25 protein-coding genes and 3 pseudogenes are annotated in these 25404 nt (G+C 63.6%); 5 read left to right on the top strand and 23 right to left on the bottom strand.

What is annotated here, in order from left to right; all coding sequences use genetic code 11:
• Window positions 1-6 precede the first annotated feature (6 nt).
• The 6 genes from EN853_RS27080 to EN853_RS27055 all read right to left on the bottom strand — a co-directional run bounded on the left by EN853_RS27080 (window position 7) and on the right by EN853_RS27055 (window position 4538).
• The gene (locus EN853_RS27080; RefSeq protein ID WP_127862165.1) at window positions 7-876 is read right to left on the bottom strand and encodes an alpha/beta hydrolase; all 870 of its coding nucleotides are present in this window, start codon (window positions 874-876) and stop codon (window positions 7-9) included.
• Window positions 873-1196, bottom strand: a complete 324-nt coding sequence (locus tag EN853_RS27075; RefSeq protein WP_245517199.1) for a hypothetical protein — start codon at window positions 1194-1196, stop codon at window positions 873-875. Before EN853_RS27075 ends, EN853_RS27080 begins: the two co-directional genes overlap by 4 nt.
• Before the next feature lie 77 nt (window positions 1197-1273).
• Window positions 1274-2452, bottom strand: a complete 1179-nt coding sequence (locus tag EN853_RS27070; RefSeq protein WP_127862163.1) for a muconate/chloromuconate family cycloisomerase — start codon at window positions 2450-2452, stop codon at window positions 1274-1276.
• A 59-nt stretch (window positions 2453-2511) separates the two neighbouring features.
• Window positions 2512-3381: a dioxygenase gene (locus EN853_RS27065; RefSeq protein WP_127862162.1), complete on the bottom strand. Its 870-nt coding sequence runs from the start codon at window positions 3379-3381 to the stop codon at window positions 2512-2514.
• Between the two features lie 40 nt (window positions 3382-3421).
• Complete coding sequence (locus EN853_RS27060; protein WP_127862161.1) at window positions 3422-3946, bottom strand: flavin reductase family protein; 525 nt, start codon at window positions 3944-3946, stop codon at window positions 3422-3424.
• Window positions 3933-4538 (bottom strand): FAD synthetase, encoded by a 606-nt coding sequence (locus tag EN853_RS27055; RefSeq protein WP_127862160.1) that lies wholly within the window; start codon window positions 4536-4538, stop codon window positions 3933-3935. The genes EN853_RS27060 and EN853_RS27055 overlap by 14 nt, the downstream gene beginning before the upstream one ends.
• 223 nt (window positions 4539-4761) lie before the next feature.
• Here EN853_RS27055 and EN853_RS27050 point away from each other — a divergent pair, with 223 nt between their 5' ends.
• Window positions 4762-6345, top strand: a complete 1584-nt coding sequence (locus tag EN853_RS27050) for a 4-hydroxyphenylacetate 3-hydroxylase N-terminal domain-containing protein (RefSeq protein WP_126061718.1) — start codon at window positions 4762-4764, stop codon at window positions 6343-6345.
• Between the two features lie 46 nt (window positions 6346-6391).
• Here the strand turns inward: EN853_RS27050 and EN853_RS27045 are convergent.
• From EN853_RS27045 to EN853_RS27035, 4 genes and pseudogenes are all read right to left on the bottom strand, one after another.
• Window positions 6392-6511, bottom strand: a pseudogene (locus EN853_RS27045) (IS6 family transposase); the annotation flags it as partial.
• Window positions 6512-6775: 264 nt separating this feature from the next.
• Window positions 6776-6922, bottom strand: coding sequence for a hypothetical protein (locus EN853_RS34160; RefSeq protein WP_167524614.1), 147 nt, complete (start codon window positions 6920-6922; stop codon window positions 6776-6778).
• Window positions 6919-7827, bottom strand: coding sequence for an SDR family NAD(P)-dependent oxidoreductase (locus tag EN853_RS27040; protein ID WP_127862159.1), 909 nt, complete (start codon window positions 7825-7827; stop codon window positions 6919-6921). The genes EN853_RS34160 and EN853_RS27040 overlap by 4 nt, the downstream gene beginning before the upstream one ends.
• Window positions 7824-8771, bottom strand: coding sequence for an alpha/beta fold hydrolase (locus tag EN853_RS27035; RefSeq protein ID WP_210234812.1), 948 nt, complete (start codon window positions 8769-8771; stop codon window positions 7824-7826). Before EN853_RS27035 ends, EN853_RS27040 begins: the two co-directional genes overlap by 4 nt.
• A 261-nt stretch (window positions 8772-9032) precedes the next feature.
• On the opposite strand from EN853_RS27035, the gene EN853_RS27030 reads away from it, so the two are divergent.
• The 3 genes and pseudogenes from EN853_RS27030 to EN853_RS27020 all read left to right on the top strand — a co-directional run.
• On the top strand, window positions 9033-9911 hold the full coding sequence (locus tag EN853_RS27030) for an AraC family transcriptional regulator (protein ID WP_210234811.1): 879 nt from the start codon (window positions 9033-9035) through the stop codon (window positions 9909-9911).
• Window positions 9912-10322: 411 nt separating this feature from the next.
• A pseudogene (locus EN853_RS34805) lies at window positions 10323-10613 on the top strand (hypothetical protein); the annotation flags it as partial.
• 58 nt (window positions 10614-10671) lie between these two features.
• Window positions 10672-11580: pseudogene (locus EN853_RS27020) on the top strand (ATP-binding protein); the annotation flags it as partial.
• A gap of 69 nt (window positions 11581-11649) precedes the next feature.
• On the opposite strand, the gene EN853_RS27015 reads toward EN853_RS27020, so the two are convergent.
• A complete protein-coding gene (locus EN853_RS27015; protein WP_127862200.1) occupies window positions 11650-12237 on the bottom strand; it encodes a TetR/AcrR family transcriptional regulator in 588 nt (195 codons plus the stop codon).
• A 30-nt stretch (window positions 12238-12267) separates the two neighbouring features.
• Complete coding sequence (locus tag EN853_RS27010) at window positions 12268-12858, bottom strand: DUF308 domain-containing protein (RefSeq protein WP_127862155.1); 591 nt, start codon at window positions 12856-12858, stop codon at window positions 12268-12270.
• A gap of 197 nt (window positions 12859-13055) precedes the next feature.
• Here EN853_RS27010 and EN853_RS27005 point away from each other — a divergent pair, with 197 nt between their 5' ends.
• On the top strand, window positions 13056-13571 hold the full coding sequence (locus tag EN853_RS27005) for a GNAT family N-acetyltransferase (RefSeq protein ID WP_127862154.1): 516 nt from the start codon (window positions 13056-13058) through the stop codon (window positions 13569-13571).
• 33 nt (window positions 13572-13604) lie between these two features.
• On the opposite strand, the gene EN853_RS27000 is transcribed toward EN853_RS27005, so the two are convergent.
• The 11 genes from EN853_RS27000 to lepA form a co-directional block, all read right to left on the bottom strand.
• Entirely contained in the window at window positions 13605-15773 is a 2169-nt protein-coding gene (locus EN853_RS27000; protein ID WP_127862153.1) for a malate synthase G, read from the bottom strand.
• A 127-nt stretch (window positions 15774-15900) separates the two neighbouring features.
• A complete protein-coding gene (locus EN853_RS26995; protein WP_127862152.1) occupies window positions 15901-17919 on the bottom strand; it encodes a hydantoinase/oxoprolinase family protein in 2019 nt (672 codons plus the stop codon).
• A 147-nt stretch (window positions 17920-18066) separates the two neighbouring features.
• Window positions 18067-18369, bottom strand: coding sequence for a cupredoxin family copper-binding protein (locus EN853_RS26990; protein WP_127862151.1), 303 nt, complete (start codon window positions 18367-18369; stop codon window positions 18067-18069).
• Between the two features lie 59 nt (window positions 18370-18428).
• Window positions 18429-19055 (bottom strand): CDGSH iron-sulfur domain-containing protein, encoded by a 627-nt coding sequence (locus tag EN853_RS26985; RefSeq protein WP_127862150.1) that lies wholly within the window; start codon window positions 19053-19055, stop codon window positions 18429-18431.
• A 156-nt stretch (window positions 19056-19211) separates the two neighbouring features.
• Entirely contained in the window at window positions 19212-19583 is a 372-nt protein-coding gene (locus tag EN853_RS26980) for a DUF559 domain-containing protein (protein ID WP_127862149.1), read from the bottom strand.
• Between the two features lie 131 nt (window positions 19584-19714).
• A complete protein-coding gene (locus EN853_RS26975) occupies window positions 19715-20086 on the bottom strand; it encodes a hypothetical protein (protein WP_127862148.1) in 372 nt (123 codons plus the stop codon).
• 345 nt (window positions 20087-20431) lie between these two features.
• A complete protein-coding gene (locus EN853_RS26970; RefSeq protein WP_127862147.1) occupies window positions 20432-20779 on the bottom strand; it encodes a hypothetical protein in 348 nt (115 codons plus the stop codon).
• A 245-nt stretch (window positions 20780-21024) separates the two neighbouring features.
• Window positions 21025-21534, bottom strand: coding sequence for a hypothetical protein (locus EN853_RS26965; protein WP_127862146.1), 510 nt, complete (start codon window positions 21532-21534; stop codon window positions 21025-21027).
• Between the two features lie 11 nt (window positions 21535-21545).
• The gene (locus tag EN853_RS34155; protein WP_167524613.1) at window positions 21546-22058 is read right to left on the bottom strand and encodes a hypothetical protein; all 513 of its coding nucleotides are present in this window, start codon (window positions 22056-22058) and stop codon (window positions 21546-21548) included.
• Window positions 22059-22191: 133 nt separating this feature from the next.
• A complete protein-coding gene (locus EN853_RS34150; protein ID WP_167524612.1) occupies window positions 22192-23388 on the bottom strand; it encodes a hypothetical protein in 1197 nt (398 codons plus the stop codon).
• Window positions 23389-23437: 49 nt separating this feature from the next.
• Entirely contained in the window at window positions 23438-25243 is a 1806-nt protein-coding gene (gene lepA, locus EN853_RS26945; protein ID WP_127862143.1) for a translation elongation factor 4, read from the bottom strand.
• Between the last annotated feature and the right edge of the window lie 161 nt (window positions 25244-25404).

The following is a 25404-nucleotide window of genomic DNA, read 5'->3' as shown; positions in this document are numbered from 1 at the left end:
CGTTTGTCAGGCATCCATCAGCCGGGCAGGCACCCGCGTGACCCTTTCCAGTGCCTCCTTGAAATAGGCCCTGAAGGCAGTGGGGTTCTCGCTCATCGGAAAATGACCAAGATCCTTCATGATCGCAAGAGTGGAACCCTTGATCGAGGCTGCCGTGCGTTGCGCGTCCTCAGGAGTGCAGGTCAAGTCGTACTCGCCGCACATGATATGGACGGGCGTGCGCCGCGTATCTATGGACCCGAGCCGGCCGACGAGGCTGTCATCGGACGTGTAAAAGCTGAGGTCTCCCCGAAAAACGCCTGGCCCGGACTGCATGAACATCCACAGTGTGGTCCAGCGCTCTGCGTCGGGCGCCTGCGGCGCGATATTGGCCGAGACCAGGGCGGCGCCCATTTCGCCGCCATGCGCATCGGGCCGGTGAAACCAGTCGATGTCATACCATGCCGGCTGGAAATCGGACGCCTCGATCGCGATGAAACCCGAAAAGGATTCAGGATGGAGGGCTGCCAGTTGCAGCGCAATCCTCCCACCCATCGAACATCCGGCCAGCAAAGGCTTCTCCAGCCCTGCCGCACGGCAGAATGCCAGCACCGTCTCCATGTAGGTCTCGGTCGAGAGCAGATACTCTTCGGTCTCGAACCCCTCCGGCGGCGGCGACTTTCCGTGCCACGGCATGTCGAAGGCGATGAACCGGTGAGATCTGGTGAACGCCTCGTCGTTCAGGACGGACCGCCACTGCCGCGTGTCGGCGCCCGCCGTGTGAAGGCACACGACCGGACGCCCCTGGCCGGCTTCCTCGAAGTAGATGCGCTGCCGGGCACTTCCAACCGTCACATTGACATAGCGGCCGACGATCGGCTCGATCGAAGATTTCATGAGAAACCCTCCTTGCGTCCCAGCGCCATGAATTCCTTGAAGTACCGCAAGTTCTTGACCAGCGTCAGGATATCGCCGTCGATGCTGCCGTTTCCGTATTTCACCAGGCCGAAAATGTCATGGAAACCCGGCTTAGGCAGAGGTTGCCAGAATTCGCGCAATGCATCGCCCTTCGCTCGCAGCGCAAACCGCCAAGGGAGCTTCTTGCTCGGACCTTCCTTGATCTCGACAACCCTTCCTTTCTCGAAGGTCAGGTAGAATTCCTCCTGGTCGACCTCGATCAGGATGGTTTCGTTGAAGAGGCGGCCAAGCCGCAGCAAATGAGGTCTCCGCTCGAGGGCGGCCGCCATGCCATCGAGTCGCTGGCGTAAGTTTAGAACGCGCGGCATGGTCGGTCTCACATCTTACGCGCCATCATGCGCACCTTGTCCTCGTCCAGCGTCACACCGAGCCCCGGCCCGGTCGGCACGCGTATTTCGAACTCCTCGAACACCAGCGGCGTAGCGACGAGATCCTCGACCAGTATTCGCGGGCCGAAATGTTCGCTCCCCCATTCGAGGCGAGGCAGTGTCGAGAAGACGGCCATGTGGGCCGCGGCGCCGATGCTGCTCTCCAGCAGGCAACCGCCGTAGAGCTCGATTCCGAACGACTGGGCGATGCCTGCGGCCCGCTTGAGCTCCAGGAGGCCGCCGCTTTTGACCAGCTTCAGCGAATAGACGCTGCCGCAGGCCTGCGTCGCCACGCTGGCCAGCTCCGAATTGGTGAACGCAGCCTCGTCGATGAGAAGCGGAATGCGCGTGCGGGCCGCGACGCGCGCCATCGCTTCGCGTTGGCTTGCTTGAACGGGTTGCTCGATCAACGCGACATTGAGTTCCTCAAGCGCTGGAAAAAGCCGGATGCAAAGCGCCTCGGTCCACGCCTGATTGACATCGACGATCAGCTTCACATCGTCACCCAGGCCGGCACGAAGATGTTGCAAGCGCACGATGTCGGCCTCCGGCGAGTTGAAGCCGAGCTTGATCTTGAAATCCTTGTGGTGGCGCAGGCGGAGCTTTTCCCTCGCCTCCTCGAGTTCCTGCCCGGCATCGCCCGAAGCAAGCGCCCAGATGACACCCATGCGATCTCTGACCTGTCCGCCAAGCAAGGCACTGACGGGCAGGCCGAGCGTATGGCCGACGGCGTCGAACAGCGCCGACTCCACCGCTGCTTTTGCCGCGAAATTGCGCGTTGCGGCCTTGGCCATGCGCACGGCATTGGCTTCGAAGAGCATGGCGTTCTGACCAACGAGCGCAGGTTCGAGGTAGTTCGCTATGGCGGCCCAGATGGATTCTACGCTTTCTTCAGCCCAGCGCGGTCCTCCGAGCGTGGAGGCCTCACCAATCCCGGTAACGCCGTTTTCAAGCTGGACGCGTACGAGGACGAACCCTTGGTGCGCTATCTCGGTATTCGAAAGCTTGTGACGACGGAGTGTCGGCGCCTCGATGATAGTCGCGACAATCGATCTGATCCGCGTGTCGCGCCCAAGCTCGATGGGAGCGGCGCGCGGTGGAACGTTCTCGGTGACGTTGATCGACATACCGACTGCCCTCGGGAGAACCCGCCTGGGCAAGCACCAGGCGGGTTGATTGCTGACTGTTATTCGGCCGCAACGGCGATTTCGGCAGCCTTTGGCTTGAGCTTGAAGTCGAATTCCATGACCAGGTCCGTGTCCGATCCGGCAGGCGCTTTGTGCAACTTGCCGATCAGGCTTTCCTTGACGGCGAAGACCGCATCGTTGTCGAGGTACTTCGTGTCGGCGTCGTAGATCTGCGAGACCAGGCTTTGGTAACCGTCCTTCTGGATCATGAAGTGAATATGCCCCGGCCGCCACGGATGGTGGCCCATATAGTTCAGCAACTCGCCGGCCGCCCCATCGTAGGGAATTGGATATGGCGCCGGACGGATACCGACGAATTCGTACCGGCCCTCTTCATCGGTGAGGAAACGGCCCCGCAAATTATAATCGGGCTGCTCCGGATCCTGCTGTTCGTAGAGACCGTTCGGAGCGTCTTCCCACACATCGATGATGACGCCCGGAATGGGCCGCCCCGACGTGTCGCTGATTGCGCCGCTGACGCGCACGCTCTGACAGCCTTCGAAGCTCTTCTGGACGATCGAGGCGCCTTTCGGCAGCACCGGCGGATTCTCGCGATAGAATGGCCCAAGCACAGTCGACTCGCTTTCGCCGTCCGTGACGGTGTGGTCGAGCATGTCGACGAGGACCTCTATTCCGAGGATGTCGGAAAGCAGGATGAATTCGTTCCGGGCGTCATCCGAGATGTGGCCGGCGCGAACCAGGAACTGGCAGGCCTGGATCAGTTCGGCATGCGTCACCTTGGTTTCGATGCAAAACGCATGGATGTGCCGGATCAGATTCTCAAGAATCTGGCGATTGCGCGCCGGGATATCCGAAGACAAGGCTGCGATCACAACGTCCGAGATGTTTTGCTGGGTCACATTGCGCATATTTTCCTCCTTGAATGGCAGCGTGGGCTTCTTTTTGGGGTCACCACATGAGTTCAGTTTCGATCTGCGGCATGCTTGCAGGAGCCTTGCGGGTGTCTTCGAGCGCGCCGAACTTGCCTTTGAAGAACAGCAGCGGATCGGCATTGCTGTCCCAGTTGAGCGCCCGGACGTGGCCGACGAAGATCGTGTGATCGCCGGCAAGGATCTCGTCGCGAACTTCCGCCGAAAAGGTGGCGAGCGCGCCGCGGACGACCGGCAGCCCGTCGAGCGAATCGAAGAGGCCGTGAAGCTCGGGATTGGGCTTGCCTGCAAAATGCCAGGCGATCTTGTCCTTGCCGGACGCCAGAACACTGACAGCAAATCGGCCCGAAGCCTGTATTTTTCCAAGCATGCGCGCCTTCTCGGCGATCGAGATCGCAATCAGCGGCGGGTCGAGCGAGATCGACATGAATGCGTTGGCGGTCATCCCGTGGTCGTGTCCATCCCAATGGGTGGTGATGACGTTGACCCCCGTGGCGAAAAGCCCGCATGCATCGCGGAACGTCCGTTGCTCAAGCGGTGACATGTGATCCCCCGCTTGCAAGAACAGCACGCGCGTATGACCGGCCGGACCAGCCTTCGAGTATCTCGGCCTCGACGGAGCGTCCCTCGGCTATCAGGGCGCGGATACGCGAGCTCGACACGATCTCTCCGGCCTCGCAACGCACGGCCGGAAGGATGCGGGTGTCGAAGTAGCGAGCGAGGAGCAGCGGATCGCCGCTCTTACAGGAACCGAACCGGAAGTCTGCTCCGACCCAGATGACCCGCGGCTTCAGTGCGCCGATCTCGCTGACGAAGTCACCTGCCGTGCGGGCCCGATACGCCGCGTCGAAGCGAGCGACGATGATGTGGTCCGGTCCCAGCAGGCTGATCCTCGCCAACTTGTCCTCGATCGACGTCAGCGGCCGGACGCCGCACAGCAGCGCCTTGGGAGGCGGGTCGAACGTGTAGACCACCGACGCGACACCGAGCGTGCGGGCCGCGATGACCGCCGTTCCGATCAGTTCCTGATGCCCGCGATGCACGCCGTCGAACGACCCGATCGTCAGGACGCTGGCGGGAAGCCTGAGCACGTTCTCACGATGGACGGACGTCTCGATTTGTCTGGGGTGAACCATGGTCTCCTCCCATGTTCGCGACCGGGGGCGCCATCCTCTCGGCACCCTCGACGTGAGAAATCTAACGCTAGGTGGCGACGCCCGCGATACCCGATCCGGTATCGCATGATACCTATCATTAGCACTTCATCGGCGCGTAGCCTCCGGCCTCGAAAGGGAAGAGGAACCCTTTCCGACGCCGGCTAGCGAATGCCTGGTCCGGCCCAATGGAGGAGTACAGGATATGCATAATCTGGCTACCAAGCCGGTGCTTGATACCCAAGCGCCAGGAACCGATGCCTACACCGGTTCCGAATTCCTGGAGAGCATCCAGGACGGCCGCGAAATCTATATTTATGGCGAGCGCGTCAAGAATGTCACCCAACATCCGGCATTCCGTAACTCGGCCCGCATGGTTGCGCGCTGGTACGACCGCTTCCACGAAAAGAAGAACGAGATCGGCGTGTTGACGGACACCGGCTCGGGGAAGCTGACGCACCCCTTTTTCCTCGGCTCCAAGACCACCGAGGATCTGGTCAGGTCGCGCGATGCGATCGCCGATTTGCAGAAGGTTTCCTACGGTTGGATGGGACGTTCGCCCGACTACAAGGCCTCTTTCCTTGGCACGCTCGGCGCCAATTCGGCCTTCTACGGAGATTATGCCGGGAACGCCCGCAACTGGTATGCCCGCACCCAGGAACGTCTCGACTACTGGAACCACGCCATCGTCAACCCTCCGATCGACCGGGACCGTCCGATCGAGGAAGTCCGCGACGTGTTCATGCATGTGGACAAGGAAACGGACAAGGGGGTGGTGGTGTCGGGCGCGAAAGTCGTGGCGACCGGCTCGGCGCTGACCCACTACAACTTCATCGCCCATTACGGCATCCCGATCAAGGACAAGTCCTTCGCGCTGATCTTCACCGCGCCCATGGACTCGCCCGGCATCAAGCTGATCGCCCGCTCGTCCTACGAGTTCAACGCGGCGGCAACCGGGTCGCCCTTCGACTATCCGCTCTCCAGCCGTCTGGACGAGAACGACTCGATCCTGGTCTTCGACAAGGTTCTGGTTCCGTGGGAAAACATCTTCATCTATGGCGACGTCGACAAGATCAACCAGTTCTTCCCGGCATCCGGCTTCGTCCCGCGCTTCACCCTGCATGGCCTGACGCGCCTGTCGGTGAAACTGGACTTCATCGCCGGATTGTTTTCGATGGCTGTCGAGGCGACGGGATCAAAGGACTTCCGCGGCGTCCAGGCAGGCGTCGGCGAAGTCATCGCATGGCGCAACACCTTCCATGCGCTCGGCGACGCCATGGTCAAATCGCCGGTTCCATGGGACGGTACCGACGGCTACAACCTCCCCAACCTCAATGCCGGGCTTGCTTACCGCGTGCTGGCACCGGTGGCTTACCCCAGGATCAAGGAGCTCATTGAACGGCACGTCGCCAGCGGCCTGATCTACCTGCCGTCGAGTTCAGCCGATTTCGAGAGCGAGGCGATCCGGCCCTATCTCGACCGCTTCGTGCGCGGCTCGAACGGTTACGCAGCGCTCGACCGCGTCAAGCTGCTGAAACTGCTTTGGGACGCCATCGGAACCGAATTCGGCGGACGACACGAACTGTATGAACGAAACTATGCCGGCAACTATGAGAACCTGAGGATTGAAACCCTGAACGCCGCTGCCGCGACCGGAGATCTGGCTTCGATGCAATCGATCGTGAAGGACTGCATGAGCGAATATGATCTTTCCGGCTGGACGAGTTCGGACCTCATCAATCCGGACGACATCAGCCTCGTCGGCCGAGGCACCGTTCAGGCGGCGTAGATGATGGGACCGTTCCCTCGTGGAGGAGCGGTCCCAACCTTCCTCTCAGCAGCCCGGAATCGACCGATGCTTTGATCGCGAATGGGAATGTGTCGGCGCCGTCCGTGCCAATCTTTTCTGGCGAAAGCAGTGGTTCGTCCTTGAGCATCTTGCGGAAGAAGCGTTCACGCTGATCATGGATGCTTTCGATCAGTCTGCAAAACGAAAGCCAGATCTGGTCGAAGTTACCGTCAGACCGGAACTTATTCTGGCCTTCGAGAGCACCGAAAATGGGGTGCCGACCACCGCGCGTCTGAAAATTCAGTTCGTCATGGTCCGCGAAAGCCCGGGAGTGGGAAATGAGGTCTTTTTTGACGGTACAGAGATGTTGCGTTGGCCAATGGTTTAAGGGTCTATCGATTGCAGTCGCTAGGCCCTGTTGCGAGCGGCTTCAAATCGTGACGTTGCACGAAAGACTCTGACGTTCGACGCCGGCGGCGATGATCGCCTTGGTGCGCAGCGCAGAGCCTAACGCGCGACCCAGTCCGCCAGTTGAGCCGGTGATGAGGATCGTGCGGTCGTTGAGGTCAAAAGTCACGCGGAAATCCATTCATCCGTTGGCCGTGGCTCCTGTATGGCAGGCATCCGTGAGCGAGCAGGCTGTTGCGCTTCCAGCTCGCGCAATAGTCCCTGGAAGCGCGCGTGCCGCCGCAAGTGCCAATCCATCACGGCGTTGAACACGCCACGCAGCAAATTGATGGGCGCCCAGCGGCCCGGCGCTATGATGCGGGGATTGCGCGACTCGATTCCCTTCACGATCGCCCGCGCCATCTGTTCAGGCTGGATGGGGCGACGCAGAGGGCTGGGGAGCACAACCTCGTTCATCCGTGTGGCGAGCGCGTTTCCGCCGAAAGCGGCCTTGGCGATCGCCGTCGCGGTCCAGCCCGGATAGATAACGCTGGCCGTAGCCGTGGTGCCGCCGAGTTCGACCCGCAGCGATCGCGTCAGCATCTCCACCGCGGCTTTCGAGGCGGCATAGGGTGCATTGGCAACGCCGTTGAGGAAGGCGTAGATGGAAGAGGTTACCAAGATCTGGCCTTCGTTGCGAACAACCTCCGGCAGCGCGGCTCGGATGGTGCGCCACACGCCGAATAGGTCCACCTCGACGATGTGCTCGAACTCCCGCTCATCGCAGCCCATGATGGTGCCGGGCGTGCCGCGCCAGGAGATCCCTGCATTGGCAAAGGCGACATCGAGACGCCCGAATTTCTCGATGGTCTTGCGCACGACTGCCTTCGTCGCGCAGGCATCGGTGACATCCAGCGCCAGCGGCAACACGCGCGCGCCGTCGAACTCTTGGGCGAGGCAGTCGACTGCCGACTGCTGCATGTCGGTAAGCACCAGGGACGCGCCCCTCGCGTAGAGCTGCCGTGCGGTGGCCGCGCCGATGCCGCCGGCGGCGCCAGTTATTAAAACCACTTTTCGGTTGAGGTCGTACGTCATTCGTGGGCACCTGGTTGGTGGCGTCGGGAACTAATTCGTGGGGGAACGGTGCGGCGCAGAAAGTCCAGTTGGTCACGGACCACTCGTTCGAAAGCCTTCCCCACGTAGATGTCGAAGTGTCCGTCGACATACCGCTTGATTTCATGTCGCGGCGCGCGGCTGGCGTGGCGCAGCGTGGTTTTCGCCGGCGCGACCGAATCGGTGTCGCAAACGCAGAACAGGATCGGGCTGCGTATCTGCGGCGTCCGGCGACCCGGAAAGTAGCGGATGATGTCGAGCGCAAAGCGCGCCGCGACATGGTTGGGGACACCGCCGTCGGGTGGCATAATTCCGAGATACCCGTCGTAGGCGTCCGGCGCATTCATTAGGGCCGTCGTGCCCGGTCGGCCTGCCGTCGCGACCATTACCGGCTTGGCGCACAGCCACGATCCGATGCGATCGCGCAGCGCCAGGACTGTGAGCTTCAGCAAGGTGACGGGATTCATGGCGAGGCTCGACGCGACACCGTCGGTGAAGGGACATTGGCAAATGACGGCCGCGAGCCTGGGGTCGTCGGCTGCGGTGGACAGAACATGGCCGCCGCCGAACGAGGAACCCCAGAGAATGATTTTCGCGGGGTCCACGTTATCGAGACTGCGTGCATAGGCGACCGCGGCCTTCCAGTCTTCGAGCTCACGCCCGATGTCGAGTAGCTGGCGAGGCTCGCCCTCGCTGTCGCCGAAATGCCGATAGTCGAAGACAAGGCAGGCGTAACCGGCGGCCGCGAACTGCTCGGCGAACGCCGGCAGCCGCATCCGTTTCGTACCGCCGAGGCCGTGGCCCATCACAATGACGGGAAATGGCCCGTCGCCCAAAGGGCGATACAGCCAGGCGCTGCAGCTCAGGCCGCCCGAGGTGAACTGAACATCGGTCGGCTCCAGGATTTGTCTGGATTGCTGAGGCATCGCGGTCCCCATCGAGTCGTCGGACCACAATTCTCGATGAGGCAGGCGGTGTAGTCTTGACACTTCCCGACAACTCGCTTGACACTTTGCGCCACGATGACAATACCAATCGGAATGGGAAAACCGTTGCACCGACGGGTGGTGCCCGAGACGTACGCCCAACTTCTCTACGAGTATCTGGAGGCTCACGGACATACCCCCGAGTCGGTGCTTGGGGAGCCCTGGCCCGAGCATGATCCGACCGGCCTGGGTGGAGTGGACGTGGATCGCTGGGAGCGGATGTTGGCGTGCGCCGAGCAGCACCTGGGCGACCCGCTACTGGGCCTGCATGTCGGCCAAACGATCACGGCCCGGCATCTTGGCATCCTTGGGCCGGTGCTGCTCGCCTGCGATAATCTCGGCGCTGCGCTTCAGCGGCTGGAACGCTACCAGCGGCTGATCTTCGATGTGGTTCCGATGTCCCGGCGGGCTGGCCCCGGTTGGGTTGATGTTGTTTGGGACATCAGCCGGTACCGTCCTGGGCGGTTGGTCACCGAGACGGGGTTCGCGGTTTTTACGCAGTTTTGCCGCAGCATAGTGCGCGGCGTCGCAAATCTGTCGGCGGTGGAGTTTGCGCACCTCGAGCCAACTGACATCCGACCCTACGAGGACTTTTTCGGGTGCCCGGTCAAATTCGAGCGACCTGAACCTGTCATTCGCGTCGGCCTCGACTTCCTAGCGTCGCCACTGAAGAGTCCCGACCCGGGCCTGATTCTGGTTCTCGAACAGCATGCAGACCGCCTGTTGTCACAGCTTCCGCAGGAGGCGGAAGTCATCGAACAGGTTCGCAAAGCGATCGCCCACCTGCTGCTCGAGGGAGAGCCGGATATCGAGAAGGTTAGCGTGAAGCTCTGTTGCTCCTCTCGAACCCTGCAGCGTCGCCTGAGGACCGCCGGCACCGGCTTTCGCGACGAGCTCAATTTCGTGCGCTATCAGCTTGCCACGTCATATCTGCGGGATCCCCGGCTGCAGATCGTCGATGTTGCTTTGCTCCTCGGATACTCCGAGCACAGCGCCTTCACCCGTGCGTTCAGGGAGTGGGTAGGCAAAACGCCGCAGCAGGTGCGAGAGGAATCACCGCAACGTCGCAGCCAGTCATAGTGTTCCGGGTTCCGGTGGTACGAAGTCTCAAAAATATTACGCTGCCCGCGCGACGCCATTTCTCGCACTGGCCGCTATCCGGCCCGTTTCTTTCTTTTCGCCTAGACTAGAGCCGCTCTCCGCCTGTCATATGATTCCTCCGTTAGGTTTGGCCGAATTTTTTGGTTCATAGCTCTCGTCACGCAGCCGACTTCGGCTACCTGAGTTCATCGTTTCCGGAGCCGAGGAAGAACCGCAGGGGCGGCCTTCTGCACGAAGCTTCCGAGCCGCGGATGGAACAGTTCGGTTGGAAAGAACCGATGACGCGTGAGCACGGTCTTGGCGTGTGACAGTGCCCGGAACCCCTCCTCGCCGTGATAGGTTCCCATTCCGGAATTGCCGACGACACCAAAGGGAGCGTCTTGGAGCATTGTCCCTATCGTGGCGCGCAGCGCCGGTGGGGAGCGGCTGGATCCATCGCGCCTGGCGGATTTCTCGTTGATCAGCAGGGACGGCCGCCAGATTCCGCTCGACCAGATTGGCCATTCCGAGATCCGCCTGGAAGAGCCGATCCTGAAGCCTCGCGACCGGACGCCGGTTATCCCGATCCGCTCCGACATCAACGAAGCGACTCAGCCGCCTTGGCCTCTCGCGAACAACTGTCTACAAGCATCTCGGACTATGATCAGCGCCGCCGTCTGCTTAGGGGAGCGAGTGAGTTTGCTTGTACGACCGACATCAGGCGCAAAGCTGCCATCGAATCGGGCGCCACGATCCGAAATCCGGCGGGTCAGCCATGTTGATGGTCGGCCCGCCCGGCTCGGGCAAGTCGATGCTGGCGCAGCGGCTGCCCTCGATCCTGCCGCCGCTGGCGCCGAAGGAGCTGCTGGAAGTTTCCATGATCGCTTCCGTTACCGGCGAGCTCGGCGAAGGCAAGCTCACCGACCGGCGGCCGTTCCGCGCGCCGCATCATTCCGCCTCGATGGCGGCGATGGTGGGCGGCGGCTTGCGGGTGCGGCCGGGCGAGGTGTCGCTTGCCCATCACGGCGTGCTGTTCCTCGACGAATTGCCGGAATTCACGCCGCAGACGCTGGATGCGCTGCGCCAGCCGCTGGAGACCGGCGACTGCGTGATCGCGCGCGCCAATCATCGCGTCACCTATCCGGCGCGCATCCAGCTGGTGGCGGCGATGAACCCGTGCCGGTGCGGCATGGCGGGCGAGCCCGGCTATCGCTGCCTGCGCGGCGAGCGCTGCCGCACCGAATACCAGGCGCGCATCTCAGGCCCGCTGCTCGACCGCATCGACCTCAGGATCGAAGTGCCGGCGGTGTCGACGAGCGACCTGATCCGGCCGGACAAGGCGGAGACGAGCGCGGCGGTGGCGCAGCGCGTGGCCCGCGCCCGCGCCATCCAGCGTGAGCGGCTGGAAAGGCTGGGTGCTGCCGCCACCACCAACGCGCATTGCCCGCCGGCGATCATAGAGGAGATCGCCAGGCCCGACGCCGCCGGACTGACGCTGCTCAAGGACGCCAGCGAGAAGCTCGCCTTCTCGGCGCGAGCCTATCACCGCGTGCTGAAAGTCGCACGCACGCTGGCCGACCTCGACGCCAGCGAGACCGTCGGCCGCATCCATCTGGCCGAGGCGATCTCCTATCGGATGAGCGCGGAGCGGATGGCGCAGGCGGCGTGATCACAGCAGGCACGCGCGCAGGGTCCGTTTTTCCAGGCGGTTCCTGGCGCGGCCTTGCTTTTATCCACGTCAGTCGGTTCCGGGGATCAACTTCTGCAATGTCGGCGCCAGGATCATGCCGAAGGTCAAAGCATCACCGTAGGCTCGCGCAGAAAGCATTGCCCCGTGAACGGTCGCCATGAAGGCCTCCGCCTCGACGCGCGGCGCGGCGGAGATTGTCAATTTCTTCTGCTCGGCGCCGCGCCCGATGACGCCGCTCAGCCACCCTGAGAGAAACTGAAAATACGCCCGGACCTCCACGGCAACCTCAGGCGGAAGCACGGGAAGCTCGCTGGCGAGCAGGGCGCAGACGCAGAACGGCCTGCTCGCGTCCTCAATGCACTGGGCCCAGAAGCCGGCGTAGGTTCGAAGCAGTTCGGGCGGCTCAGGCACATTGCGTTCAAGCTCCGTCATGCCCGTCACGGCATCCTCGCGGTAGCGCCTGACCAGGGTTTGCACGAGGTGGACCTTGCTGGGGAAATGGTGATGAATGCTGGCCTTGCGGATACCGATCACCTCGGCGATATCCGCGTAGCTGAACCCGTTATAGCCGCCGGCGACGATGAAGGTTCGGGCGGCGGCCAGGATATCGTCGGCAGTGTTCGAAGGCTTGTTCATGGACATGCCTAACTTCCAGAGGAAGAAACCTCAACTCACCCCCTGCGGCGACTTCCGAACGATGCCGCTTACCGAAAGCCACACGGCGGACACGAGGAAGTAGAAGGCGCCGAAAGCGGCATAGGGCGCAACGTTGGCGATGCCAATGGCCTCCGTACCGCCGGCCATCTTCACGAAGAACAGGCCAGCCAGCGCCGACTGGGCGCCGCTCAGGATCATCGCCCACTGGGCGCCGTTGGTTTTCCAGCGACGTAGCGCGGTCAGAAGCTGGAACGCGCCGGAGGCAACGGCCCAGACGCCATAGACCGAGAGCACCGCATTCATGCTGCGGCCAAGCGCGATGGCGACCGCAATCGCGGTGACGATGCTGACGACGACGTTGAGCAGTTGCGACCTGTTGCGGCTGAGCCCGCCTGTGCGCCGGGCATCGACATAGTTCGCGAGCGCGTCCCACACAGGGTAGGCCACCAGCATGACGGCAGCGAGCGGCGGATCGTTCTTCGCAACGGTGAAAGCCACGGCAACCCAAGCCGCCGATACGGCAAACCGCAGATAATAGTAGCTTTTGAGCCAGGCGGTCGAAGACGGGGCGCGGCTGTGATTGTTCATTTGTCCAGACATGGTCGGGTCTCTCGTTTCGCGTCTCTACCAACTAGTAGCTAGATTACTGATCGTCAAGGCACCCAGGGCCGGCCGGCGATCACCTCGACATCTCATTTATGTGATCGGCGCGCACTTGCTTGCCGGCTGGGCGACGGCCGTTTCGCGCCCGAAGGTCGCGCATGATACGGTGGCGCGGATCCGGTCGGGGCATGGCGATGATTTCAGTTTTACCGACGCGCAGCGCCGAAGACTTCGAGACGCTGGCAGCGCTCTGCCGAAAGCTTGCGCAATGGGATGTCGACGCGTCCGAACCGTATGGCGTCTCGGCGGAGGATGTGAGGGCTCTCTTTCATCCCGAAACAAGCGGTCTTCAGCTGGCGGCGCAGTTCGGCGCGTCGGACGCTATGGCATTCATTGCGCGATCGGCGGGCCTGCCGGCCGGCTGCCTAGCCTTCGACCAGTTCGGCGACAACATGGTGGAGCTTCACCGGTTCTTCGTCGACGCATCCTTCCGCGGGCAAGGCATAGGCCGCGCGCTGATGGGCGCCGTGCTGGCGGAGATCGAGAAAGGCCCGGCCCGCACAGTGCTGATCCACACGACGTTCTATATGAGCCACGCCATTGCCGTGTATGAGGCGTTTGGCTTCAAGCCTTGCGCCGCTTTCCGCGAGACGCCAGAGCATGTCAGGCACACAGACGTCTTCCTGTCGCGTTCGATCCCGGGCGTTTGACGCGACAATTGATCGACGCGTTGCACGAACCCCTTAGCGTTCGTTCGCCTTCAGCTCCAGCCGCCTGGCATGCAGCACCGGCTCCGTATAGCCGTTGGGCTGGCTTGTCCCCTTGAACACCAGGTCGCAGGCGGCCTGGAAGGCGATGGAGGCGTCGAAGTCCGGCGCCATCGGCCGGTAAAGCGGATCGCCGACATTCTGGCGGTCGACGATCGCCGCCATGCGCTGCAGCGAATCCCTGACCTGGATCTCCGAGCACACCTTGTGGCGCAGCCAGTTGGCGATGTGCTGCGAGGAGATGCGCAGCGTGGCTCGGTCCTCCATCAGGCCGACATCGTTGATATCGGGGACTTTCGAGCAGCCGACGCCCTGGTCAATCCAGCGCACGACGTAACCCAGGATGCCTTGCGAATTGTTGTCGAGCTCGCGCTGGACCTCGTCCGGCGTCCAGTTCGGCCGCACCGCCACCGGCACGGAAAGGATGTCGTCGAGCCTGGCCTTCGGCCGGCTCCTCAACGCCGCCTGCACGGCGTGCACGTCGACCTTGTGATAGTGGGTGGCGTGCAGCGTCGCCGCCGTCGGCGACGGCACCCAGGCAGTGTTGGCGCCGGCCTTGGGATGCGCGATCTTCTGCTCCAGCATCGCCGCCATCAGGTCGGGCATCGCCCACATGCCCTTGCCGATCTGGGCATGGCCGGCGAGCCCGCATTCGAGCCCGGTGTCGACGTTCCAGGCCTCATAGGCGGAGATCCAGGCGGCCTGCTTCATGTCGCCCTTGCGGATCATCGGGCCGGCTTCCATCGAGGTGTGGATCTCGTCGCCGGTGCGGTCGAGGAAGCCGGTGTTGATGAACACCACGCGCTCTCTTGCGGCGCGTATCGCTTCCTTGAGGTTGACGGTGGTGCGTCGCTCCTCGTCCATGATGCCCATCTTGATGGTGTTCCTGGCCATGCCGAGCAGGACCTCGACGCGGTCGAAGATTTCCACGGCGAAGGCGACTTCCTCCGGCCCGTGCATCTTCGGCTTCACCACATACATCGAGCCGGCGCGGGAATTGGCGCGGCGGCCGTTTTCGCCGACATCGTGGAGCGCGATCAGCGCGGTGATCGCTGCATCCATGATGCCTTCCGGCACCTCGTGGCCATCGCGGTCGGTGATCGCCGGATTGGTCATCAGGTGGCCGACGTTTCGCACCAGCATCAGCGAGCGGCCGGGCAAAAGCAGCTGGCCGCCATTCGGCGCCGTGTAGCGGCGGTCCGGGTTGAGCTTGCGGGTGAACACCTTGCCGCCCTTGCTGATCTCTTCCGCCAGGTCGCCCTTCATCAGGCCGAGCCAGTTGCGGTAGACGACAACCTTGTCCTCGGCATCGACGGCGGCGACCGAATCCTCGCAGTCCTGGATGGTGGTCAAAGCGGCCTCGAGGACGACATCGGCGATGCCGGCCGGGTCGGTGTTGCCGATCTGGTTGGCGCGGTCGATGACGATCTCGATGTGCAGGCCGTTCCTGACCAAAAGCACGGCTTCGGGATTGGCGGCATCGCCGCGATAGCCGGCGAACTGTTTCGGGTCGGCAAGCGTGGTGGCGCCGGCACCCTCGCCCGCTCTCAGCGCGCCGTTCGCCACCGAGAGCCCGTTGACGCCAGCCCATTTGCCGATGGTCAGCGGCACGGACTGGTCGAGGAAATCCTTCGCCCAGGCGATCACCCTGGCGCCGCGCGCGGGGTTGAAACCCTTGCCCTTCTCGGCGCCGCCGGTCTCGGGGATGGCGTCGGTGCCGTAGAGCGCGTCATAGAGCGAGCCCCAGCGCGCGTTGGCGGCGTTGAGCGCATAGCGCGCGTTCATCACCGGCACGACCAGCTGCGGCCCGGCGACGACGGCGATTTCCGGATCGACATGCTCGGTGCCGACGCTGAAGGCCGGGCCTTCCGGCACCAGATAGCCGATCTCCTTGAGGAAGGTCTTATACCCTTCCATGTCGAGCGGCGCGCCGTTTTGGCGATACCAGTCGTCGAGCTTCTCCTGCATCGCGTCGCGCTTGGCGAGCAGGGCGCGGTTCTTCGGCGCGAGATCGTGGACGATGGCCGAGAAACCGGTCCAGAATTGTTCGGCGGCGATGCCCGTGCCGGGTGCGGCCTCCTCGGCGACGAAGTCATGGAGCTCCCGGGCAATCTGCAACCCGGCGATCTCGATGCGGTCGGTCATCAGGGCTTCTCCAGATGGTAGGCTTTGCCGGGCCTTTGGCATGTTTGGGGGGCAAGGGTCAATTCGGCTTAGGGTTAAGAGAGCGCGCCCTTCCCTTCTCCCCTTGTGGGAAGGGAAGGCGGGCGCCTCACACCGCGATCCTCGGCCTGCCCGATGCCACGGCCACAACATGCGCCTCGATGAACATGCGCTGTCCTTCGACGGTGGAGACCTTGAACTCGGTGGCGACGTCGATCTCGGCGCTGTCGGTGCCGGCGTCCTTGGCGCGCTCGGCAGCGATGGCTCTGACATCGGCCTCGGCCGCGGCCACCGCCTTCGCCTCGTCGGTGAAGTCGCGCACCGTCTGGCCCGAGGCGAGGCGGAACAGACCCTCCTTGGGCTGGCTGACGCGGGCTTCGGCCGAGACGCGCACCTGGCCGACCACGGCGCCGAGCGCATTGGCGACGTCGGTATCCTCCGGCACGATGCAGCCATTGCCGACCAGCGCGGCCAGGCCGGCATAGTGCAGCGGCGCCGAGGCGCCGAGGCCGATCACCGGCCGGTCGAGCGCGACGGTAAGCCGGGCGATGCCGGGATGGGCGTCGACCGCGCGCTGCACCAGCGCATGCGCGACGGTGGCCGCGCCGTCCAGCCCGTCCTCGGCGAAGGCGGTCTCGAGGATATATTCGGCCGACCAGCGGGTCAGCGTGACCAGCACGCGCGCGGCGATCGCTTCCGGCGTCGCCGCGATCACCTGGCCGCGGCCGTCGCGACGGCGCGAAAACAGCTCGGCGCCGAGGCGCGCGGCGGCGGGATCCCAGTTGGCCTGCTTTCCGAGCACATGGGCGGCGTCGGATGGCGTGAAGCCGCAGATATGCACCAGGCCGCGCGCCACCAGCCGATTGAGCGTGGCGTTCTGGGCATTGGAGGTGAGCAGCCTGTCGAGCGCCAGCGGGGTGACGCCGATCGCTTCATAGAGTTTTGCCTCCGGCGCGGTCAGTCCCGCGGCGAGCCTGTCCGGCACGCCGGTACGCACGGCAAAGCGCCCGTCCATGCGGCCGGGATTCGGCGCGCGCAGCTGCCGTTCCAGCTCGGCCGTGACAGCCTCGCCATGCACCATGCCGGCGAGCGCCAGCGGCACCAGGCGGCGCGGCCCGAGCAGGATCTGCGGGTTGAGCGCACCATCCTCCAGCGCCACCTCCGAATCGCCGCCGAGGCCAAAGGTGCGCATGGCGACCGCCTCGACCATGGTGCGGAAGCCGCCGACGGTAGCGCCTTCGGGATCGAGCCGCGGCCGGCCGCCATCGAGCACGGCGACGTCGGTCGTGGTGCCGCCGATATCCGAGACCATGGCGTCATCCAGCCCGGTCATGTGGCGGGCGCCGACCAGGCTGGCGGCGGGGCCGGACAAGATCGTCTCGATCGGCCGCTGGCGGGCGAAGGCCGCCGACACCAGCGCGCCGTCGCCGCGCACCACCATCAGGGGTGCTGCAATGCCGCGCTTGACGAGAAAGCCTTCGGTCGCCGCCACCAGGCGGTCGATCATCGAAATCAGCCGGGCGTTGAGCAAAGTTGTGAGCGCACGGCGCGGGCCGCCGAGCTTGGCCGACAATTCGTGGCTGGCAGTGACCGGCAGGCCGGTCTTTTCGCGGATCAGGTCGCGTGCAGCCAGCTCATGCGCCGGATTTCGGGTGGCGAAATAGGCGCAGACGGCAAAGCCCGATACCGAGCGCCCAAGCTCGGGGAGCGCGGCCTCGAGGCCGGAGAGATCGAGCTTGGCGGCATTGCCGTGCACGTCGTGGCCGCCGGGGCAGAACACCACCGGATCGGTGCCGAGCGCCGTCTTCAGCCCGTCGCGGGCAAGGTCGGCCTCGGAAAAGCCGATCATGACCAGCGCCACCCGCCCGCCCTGGCCCTCGACCAGCGCGTTGGTGGCCAAGGTGGTCGACATCGAGACCAGCTTGATCGCCGCCGGGTCGGTGCCGGCCTTCTCCAGCACGGCATCGACCGCGCCGGAAATGCCGACCGCAAGATCGTGGCGCGTGGTCAGCGCCTTGGCCTTAGCCAGCACCTTGCCCTTGGGCCCTTCCTCCGACCACAGCACGGCATCGGTGTAGGTGCCGCCGGTGTCGATGCCGAGGAAGAGAGGGATGGGCTTGGCGGTCATGGGCGGGGCGGCAGTCCGGGCAAGAGTTTTGGTGCCTGCCCCTTAGCCGATAAGGGGTTGCGGATAAAGGCGGGAGAGATGGGCCAGGGGTGGAGGGCTGATCTCCCCCACGTGGGGGGAGATTGGCAGCTCCGCCGTCGGCGCCTCCTACTTCGCCGTGACGGTGCCCGTCATCGAGGTATGAATCGCACAATGGAACGGGTGAGCGCCGGCTTTGGCGATCTTGACCTTGGCGCTTTTGCCCTTGGCGAGCTGGCCGGTGTCGAAGGAGCCGTCCCCAGCCGTGGCGGTGTGCGTCATGGAGTCGGCATTGGTGAAGGTGATGGTGTCGCCGACGGCGACACTGATCTTTGCCGGATGAAATTTCATGCCCTTGATCTGGACCGCGTGATTGGCGGCGTAGGCGGGCACGGCGAAGGCAAGCAGGGCAAGAACGAGCATGGTGCGCATGATGGATTTCCTCCTGAAGCGCGAATCCTCATCCTGAACTAACGCCGGCGCGCCGCTTGTCATGCCACGAAGCCCACTCTTTTATGCGAACCATCGCAGAACGGCTTGTTGGCCGAATGGCCGCAGCGGCAGAGGAAGACCTTCGTGGTGCGGGCGATGGTGTGGCCGGTGCCGGTGACGATCTCGGCATTGCCTTCGAGTTTCAACGGCCCGTTGGTGGTGGGCGTCACCTGCAGCGGGCCGTCCGGCGCCTCGAGCGCCTGCGCCTCCTTCAGCGGCGGCTCGCCGGTGGCGGTAAAGCCGGCCTTGATGTGGCTGTTGTCGCAGAACGGCTTGTTCTGCGACAGGCCGCAGCGGCAAAGCGTGGCGCGATAGAAGGTCTCGCCGCCAAGCACGATCTCGGCATGGACCGCCAGCGGTCCGTTCTCGCGCACGCGCACGGTGTTGACCACCGGCGGCTTCTCCTGCGGCCCGCCGTCCCTGCGCTGATAGGTGATGGCGCCCGACGGACAATTCTCCGCCAGCGCCACCACCTTCTCGACGCTCGCGGCATCGGGGTGGATCCACTCGCCCTTGGCGTTGGGCACGAAGACATGCGGGTTGCCGAGCACGCAGTTGCGCGAATGGATGCAGCGCTTGCCGCTGAAGGAAACGTCGATCTTCTCGCCTTCGACCGTGCCTGCCATGGGGTGGGTCTCCTATTGGGTGGGTTGGAGACGAGGCTAGGGCGCTGGGGCGAAGGGCGTCAAGCTGCAAGCTCCTTCTCCCCTTGTGGGAGAAGGTGGCTCGGCGCGCAGCACCGAGACGGATGAGGGGTGTTCCAGCTTGGCAAGGATCGCTTATCACCGCCAGGGCTGCAGACTTTCATCGCGCACATAAGCGATGATGGTGTCGCATACGGCGTCCAGGTCTTTCAGAACATCGTCATTCCAGAAACGCAGCACGCGAAATCCCCTCGCCTTCAGCGCGGCGTCCCGCGCCTGATCCCGAAGCGAGTCCGCATGCTGACTGCCGTCGATTTCGATGATCAGCCTCGCCTTGGCACACAAGAAATCCGCCACGAACCGGCCGATCGGCGCCTGCCGCTTGAACTTTATCTTGTCCAGGCGGCGGCCCCGCAATTCCTGCCACAAGCGATCTTCCGCCTCCGTTGCTTCGCGCCGCATTGTGCGGGCGAAATTGCGTTTGGCCGGAGTTACGGGTTGGTGCGGCATGGCGGAAGGTTAGCCTGTCCTGGCAATCGCTCAAAAATCCGGCGCCTCACTCCGCTGGAACACCCCTCATCCGTCTCGGCGCGAAAGCGCCGAGCCACCTTCTCCCACAAGGGGAGAAGGGAAAGAGGCGCTCACTCCACCAGGTTGATCTCTTCGGTCTGGCCGCCGCTGCAGGTGTAGCAGCAGTCTTCGCAGTTTTCCTTGTTGTTGGGGCCGACGCCCCAATAGGTCTCCTCGTCGCCATCGACCCAAGCGCCGTAGCAGATCTTCTCGCCGTCCTCGCAGGAGATCGGCAGTTCCTTGTTCTCGCCGTCGTCGAGATAGAAATCCTTGCCATTGCCCGGCCAGACATAGTCGCGGTCCTGGCTGTAGAGCTCGACGCGCATGGCGTTGGGATGGCTGTTCTTGATCTCGAACGTGACGTCGCCGGCATAAGCGGCGGGCGTCAGCAGGACGGCAAACGAAAGCGCGGTGGCGACGCGGCGCGCGAAGGTGATGGACATGAGAACCCCCGAGGTAGAATCGGCCCCCACGGCCGAGAGTTCGAGCATGGCATGCGAGGCTGGAGCGGGGAAGGGTTGATCGGGCCTTCCCCCTGCGACATTCGAGATTGGCAATCGCATATGGCGCTCCCCCACTCCGTCTCGGCTTCGCCGAGCCACCTCTCCCCCACAAATGTGGGGGAGAGGAAACGCCAACCGACAATGTCGCGGCCTTGAAAGCTTGGATTTCCTCTCCCCCATGGACATGGGGGAGAGGTGGCCGCGCAGCGGCCGGAGTGGGGGCTGGCGCTGCCACATGCAATTGCCCCGCATGGACAAGGGGAGATCGGCAGCTTCGGCGCCCCGCTACTCCGCCAGATCCACCGTCTCGGTCGAGTGCTCCGCGCAGAGGAAGCAGCAGGTGTCGCAGGGCTGGTCGTTGTCGGGGCCGACGCCGGCGGTGATGGAATCGTCGCCGTTCACCCAGGCGCCCCAGCAGATGCGCTCGCCATTGTCGCAGGAGATCGGCACCGATTTGTTCGCCTTCGGGCGGATGAGGAACACCTTGTCGTTGCCCGGCCAGACCTTGCCGCTGTCGCGGCTGAACAGTTCCAGCGCAACCCCCTGCTGCCGCTGGTTCCTGACGAACACCGACATGTCGGCGGCGAAGGCCGGCGTGGAGAGGAGCAAGGCGGCGAGCAAGACGCGAATCATGATGAGGGTCCGAGAGAGTGGGAGTAGAGCACGGGTGGAGGAGCGGCGCGACCTCCCCTTCTCCCCTTGTGGGAGAAGGTGGCCGAGCGAAGCTCGGGCGGATGAGGGGTGTTCCAGCTTGGCGATGATGTGCGCGCCACCAGCGGCGCATCGTGCCAAATCGCCGGCGCCTCGTTTCTTCCAGCACCCCTCATCCGTCGCCTTCGGCGACACCTTCTCCCGCAAGGGGAGAAGGGGAGGTCGCCCTACCTTCGCACCACCACATGCGGCGCGAATGTCTTGACCGCGTCGACCATGTCCTGGCCGCGCACATCGAGCGAGGAGATTTCCATGTGCACGGTGGTCTTGCCGAAGGGCATCAGGCCGAAGGCGTTGGCGGCGGCGTATTTGATTGCGTCGGGCGGCTCCTCGGTGAGCTCGAAATTGAGCATCGCAGCACCCTTGCCGCCGGCGGCAAGCCGCACGCTCCTGACCTTGTTCCACGGCACCAGCACGTCGCCGGCGCGAGCATCGCGAAAACCGCGCTGATCAAGGGTGACCTTGACCGAAGTGTCGAAGGCGCCGCGCACGATGAAGAAGCCGAGCGCGAGGAAGCCGAGCGCCAGCAGCGCGATCCACAGCACATGCCCGCCATTCGCGCCGGCCGCCACGCCCTGCAGCGCGCCGAAGCCGAAGATGCCGCCGATCAGGAACGGACCGATGGCCGGAAGGATCTTTCCGGAGGGGCTGTTGCGGATCTCGAGCGGCGCGGCCATCGCCTTCGCGCTCAGCGTTCCGATTTCAGCAGGGTCCAGATCCAGCCTATGAAAGTGAGGACCAGGAACGGATAGCCCAGCGCCGGCAGCGGCGATGACGTGGGCAGCAGCGGCGCGCCCCACAGGATCATCAGGGACGAGACGACGAAGAGCACAGCGGCGACAAAAGCGGTGAGCCGCATCCACAGCGCGAAGGTGGCTTGTGCGCTGACCATGACCAGCCCCGCCGCCCAGAGCGCAATGCCGCCGGCATAGGACGGCACACTCGCCTGCAGGCCCGCCGCATTGCCGGCCAGAAGCAGGCTCTCGCCGGCGAGGAAGGTCAGGAACCCGGCCGCGACGAGGTCATTGCCGAGCCGCTGGTATTTCATCGTCAGCAGCGCCGCCGCGACGACGACGGCCACGCCGTCGATGGTCCACAGCGTTTCGCGCAGCGCATCGCTGGCAACGAAAGTGCCCGCCATGCCCAGGGCGCCACCGATGGCGAGCCCGAACGCGGCGATGGTGTCAGAGGTGGAGCGCATGCGATGTCTCCCCAAGCCGGAGGGGAGGATACGCCGATGCAAGTCAATCTCAAAGCAGGGTGGCAAGGACTACGGCAAGCTGCTTTGCCGTGGTCCCGTCAACGGCTTCGCCGGTTGCATAACGTCCTGCAGATCAAACTAGCTCGCGGGCCTTTTGAAGGATAGCGGCAACATCGCCGCTGTCGACAAAACCCAAGAGATCCACGACGGACTCCGGACGTAGGCTAGCCGCGAACTGAACGACAGACATTGTCGGAACACCATTATAGACCAAAACCGCTAGCTCGCTAAAATCGTCAGAAAAATAGGGAAAAAGAGGCGCGTCGAAAGCAGTGGCCAACTCACCGCTCTTGATCGCGCGCTCAGTAGACAGTGCCATAAGAACAATTCCAAAAGCTCGCTGAACTTTATGCTTCCTATCCAGTGGAAAACCGAAGGCAGGGAAGCAGAACCTTATCATAAATCGCAACGCGCCCAGAAAGGACCTCGCGTACGCAAGGCGGCCGCCGTCCATATCCACAGAGTTTGACGCAGCAAATATCTGAGCCGCGACCGCATCGGCGATCAAGTCCATCTCGCCCAGCTTATTGAGCCCGGCAGTCCGCTTGAGCTTTTGAACGTCGGAGAAGGCAATCAGTTTCTGTGTGATGTGGTGCAATTCATGGAAAAGATAGAGGCTAACCGCTACGTCACAGAAAGCCGCCTCATCGAGTCCGTCAAATTCGCGCTCTTCGCCGGCTGAGTAAATGAGATCGAGCCCACCTGACCCGATTTTCAACACGTGCGATACGTCGTAAGTCAGAGCGATATGATCTCCAACTTGCTCTCTAGATGCTTTTCGGATCAGCGCTGACGACGGTCGTTGTCTGGAATAACTAGGGTGGGAATTTAGTTGAAGACTCCTTGATATGCGGGTTGGCGGCGTACAAGCCTCCCGCAGTGGCAACGATACCGCGCGGAGCGCGCCTTGAATCTTCTGCCGGTTGGCCCGAGGTGTTTTTCGATCGCGGATCGGACGAAGTTCTTTTTTTGCTCGATGGAGGCCGACATGGCAAAGAACACGGGTGACGATTATCGCAGAGGTGCAGTGACCGGCAGGACACAATTCCAGCATGAGAATGGCGACTGGCAGAAGCGAGACGAGCGAACTGGCCAGTTTATGGAGCGGAAGTCCTCGGAAGGTCCATTCAAAGGCGTAGCGAAAGAACCGGACGGCCGGGATACCAAGAACTCGTAACCGCTGGCGAGTAATCTCCACCGCGCAGATAGCGCCGCGCTGGCGGGGGGCCCGCTGCCTGCCGGCAGCTCCCCCGCTTTCGAAGCCTGCCATCGATTCACTGGATCGATGGCTTGGCGCGCTGCGCGCGCCAACCGGCTTCTCAATCCCCCATCTTCAGCGCCTGGATGAACGCCTCCTGCGGGATATCCACTTTCCCGAACTGCCGCATCCGCTTCTTGCCCTCTTTCTGCTTGTCCAGCAGCTTGCGTTTGCGGGTCACGTCGCCGCCGTAGCATTTGGCGGTGACGTCCTTGCGCAGCGCCGAGACGGTCTCGCGGGCGATGATGCGGCCGCCGATGGCGGCCTGGATCGGGATCTTGAACAGGTGCTGCGGGATCAGCTCCTTCAGCTTCTCGCACATGGCGCGGCCGCGCTTTTCGGCGGCCGAGCGGTGCACCAGCATCGACAGGGCGTCGACCGGCTCGTCATTGACCAGGATCGACATCTTCACCAGGTCGCCCTCGCGATAGTTCGTCAGGTGATAGTCGAAGGAGGCATAGCCCTTGGAGATCGACTTCAGGCGATCGTAGAAGTCGAACACCACTTCGTTGAGCGGCAGGTCGTAGGTCAGCATGGCGCGCTTGCCGACATAGGAGAGGTCGGCCTGGATGCCGCGCCTGTCCTGGCAGAGCTTCAGGATGCCGCCGAGATAGTCGTCGGGGGTGAGGATGGTGGCGCGGATCCACGGCTCCTCGATCGAGTCGATCTTGACCACGTCGGGCATGTCGGCGGGGTTGTGCAGCTCCTTCGTCGTGCCGTCGATGAGGTTCATGCGGTAGACGACGGAAGGCGCGGTGGCGATGAGGTCGAGGTTGAACTCGCGCTCCAGCCGCTCCTGGATGATCTCCAGATGCAGCAGCCCGAGGAAGCCGCAGCGGAAGCCGAAGCCGAGCGCGGCGGAGGTCTCCATCTCATAGGAGAAGGAGGCGTCGTTGAGGCGCAGCTTGCCGACGGCGGCGCGCAGGTCCTCGAAATCGGCGGCGTCGACCGGGAACAGGCCGCAGAACACCACCGGCTGCGCCGGCTTGAAGCCGGGCAGCGCCTTTTGCGTCGGGCGGCGGTCCTCGGTGATGGTGTCGCCGACGCGGGTGTCGGCCACTTCCTTGATCGAGCCGGTGAAGAAGCCGAACTCGCCGGGGCCGAGCTCGTCGACATTGACGCGGGCCGGCTTGAAGACGCCGGTGCGCTCGACGAGATATTTCGCGCCGGTGCCCATCATGCGGATGGTCTGGCCCTTCTTCATCACGCCGTCGATGATACGCACCAGCACGATGACGCCGAGATAGGCGTCGTACCAGCTGTCGACCAGCATGGCCTTGAGCGGGGCGTTGATGTCGCCCTCGCGCGGCGGCGGCAACTGGTGGACGATCGCCTCCAGCACGTCCGGCACGCCGAGGCCGGTCTTGGCCGAGATCAGCACGGCGTTGGAGGCGTCGAGGCCGATCACCTCCTCCACCTGCTCGCGGATGCGCTCGGGCTCGGCCGCCGGCAGGTCGACCTTGTTCAGCACCACGACGATCTCGTGGTTGTTGTCGATGGCCTGGTAGACATTGGCGAGCGTCTGCGCCTCGACACCCTGGGACGCGTCGACCACCAGCAGCGAGCCCTCGCAGGCGGCTAAAGAGCGCGACACCTCGTAGGCGAAGTCGACATGGCCGGGCGTGTCGATGAGGTTCAGGACGTAGTCCTCGCCGTTCTTGGCGCGGTAGTTGAGCCGAACGGTCTGGGCCTTGATGGTGATGCCGCGCTCGCGCTCGATGTCCATCGAGTCCAGCACCTGCTCCTTCATGTCGCGCTCCTCCAGCGCGCCGGTGAGCTGGATCAGCCGGTCGGCAAGCGTGGATTTGCCATGGTCGATATGGGCGACGATGGAGAAATTGCGGATGTGGTCGAGCGGGGTCGTCATGCGGCGCGCTTTAGCAGGGGCGGGGATAGGGGGCAAGCGCAGCTCTTCTCCTTCTCCCCTTGTGGGAGAAGGTGGATCGGCGCGCAGCGCCGAGACGGATGAGGGGTGCTCCAGCGGAGTGAGACGCTGGCGTTCCCTGGAGCACCCCTCATCCGTCGCCT

Origin of the sequence: Mesorhizobium sp. M1C.F.Ca.ET.210.01.1.1, assembly GCF_004791585.1 — a bacterium.
Lineage (GTDB): Bacteria > Pseudomonadota > Alphaproteobacteria > Rhizobiales > Rhizobiaceae > Mesorhizobium.
This window is presented reverse-complemented; position numbering and strand designations above follow the sequence as displayed.

Excerpts from the sequence above, each read along its gene's own strand:
- EN853_RS27080 (WP_127862165.1), bottom strand. The coding sequence starts at position 876 with ATGAAATCTTCGATCGAGCCGATCGTCGGCCGCTATGTCAATGTGACG.
- EN853_RS27070 (WP_127862163.1), bottom strand. The coding sequence starts at position 2,452 with ATGTCGATCAACGTCACCGAGAACGTTCCACCGCGCGCCGCTCCCATC.
- EN853_RS27065 (WP_127862162.1), bottom strand. The coding sequence starts at position 3,381 with ATGCGCAATGTGACCCAGCAAAACATCTCGGACGTTGTGATCGCAGCC.
- EN853_RS27060 (WP_127862161.1), bottom strand. The coding sequence starts at position 3,946 with ATGTCACCGCTTGAGCAACGGACGTTCCGCGATGCATGCGGGCTTTTC.
- EN853_RS27055 (WP_127862160.1), bottom strand. The coding sequence starts at position 4,538 with ATGGTTCACCCCAGACAAATCGAGACGTCCGTCCATCGTGAGAACGTG.
- EN853_RS27050 (WP_126061718.1), top strand. The coding sequence starts at position 4,762 with ATGCATAATCTGGCTACCAAGCCGGTGCTTGATACCCAAGCGCCAGGA.
- EN853_RS27040 (WP_127862159.1), bottom strand. The coding sequence starts at position 7,827 with ATGACGTACGACCTCAACCGAAAAGTGGTTTTAATAACTGGCGCCGCC.
- EN853_RS27035 (WP_210234812.1), bottom strand. The coding sequence starts at position 8,771 with ATGCCTCAGCAATCCAGACAAATCCTGGAGCCGACCGATGTTCAGTTC.
- EN853_RS27015 (WP_127862200.1), bottom strand. The coding sequence starts at position 12,237 with ATGAACAAGCCTTCGAACACTGCCGACGATATCCTGGCCGCCGCCCGA.
- EN853_RS27010 (WP_127862155.1), bottom strand. The coding sequence starts at position 12,858 with ATGTCTGGACAAATGAACAATCACAGCCGCGCCCCGTCTTCGACCGCC.
- EN853_RS27005 (WP_127862154.1), top strand. The coding sequence starts at position 13,056 with ATGATTTCAGTTTTACCGACGCGCAGCGCCGAAGACTTCGAGACGCTG.
- EN853_RS27000 (WP_127862153.1), bottom strand. The coding sequence starts at position 15,773 with ATGACCGACCGCATCGAGATCGCCGGGTTGCAGATTGCCCGGGAGCTC.
- EN853_RS26995 (WP_127862152.1), bottom strand. The coding sequence starts at position 17,919 with ATGACCGCCAAGCCCATCCCTCTCTTCCTCGGCATCGACACCGGCGGC.
- EN853_RS26990 (WP_127862151.1), bottom strand. The coding sequence starts at position 18,369 with ATGCGCACCATGCTCGTTCTTGCCCTGCTTGCCTTCGCCGTGCCCGCC.
- EN853_RS26985 (WP_127862150.1), bottom strand. The coding sequence starts at position 19,055 with ATGGCAGGCACGGTCGAAGGCGAGAAGATCGACGTTTCCTTCAGCGGC.
- EN853_RS26980 (WP_127862149.1), bottom strand. The coding sequence starts at position 19,583 with ATGCCGCACCAACCCGTAACTCCGGCCAAACGCAATTTCGCCCGCACA.
- EN853_RS26975 (WP_127862148.1), bottom strand. The coding sequence starts at position 20,086 with ATGTCCATCACCTTCGCGCGCCGCGTCGCCACCGCGCTTTCGTTTGCC.
- EN853_RS26970 (WP_127862147.1), bottom strand. The coding sequence starts at position 20,779 with ATGATTCGCGTCTTGCTCGCCGCCTTGCTCCTCTCCACGCCGGCCTTC.
- EN853_RS26965 (WP_127862146.1), bottom strand. The coding sequence starts at position 21,534 with ATGGCCGCGCCGCTCGAGATCCGCAACAGCCCCTCCGGAAAGATCCTT.
- EN853_RS34155 (WP_167524613.1), bottom strand. The coding sequence starts at position 22,058 with ATGCGCTCCACCTCTGACACCATCGCCGCGTTCGGGCTCGCCATCGGT.
- EN853_RS34150 (WP_167524612.1), bottom strand. The coding sequence starts at position 23,388 with ATGGCAGGCTTCGAAAGCGGGGGAGCTGCCGGCAGGCAGCGGGCCCCC.
- lepA (WP_127862143.1), bottom strand. The coding sequence starts at position 25,243 with ATGACGACCCCGCTCGACCACATCCGCAATTTCTCCATCGTCGCCCAT.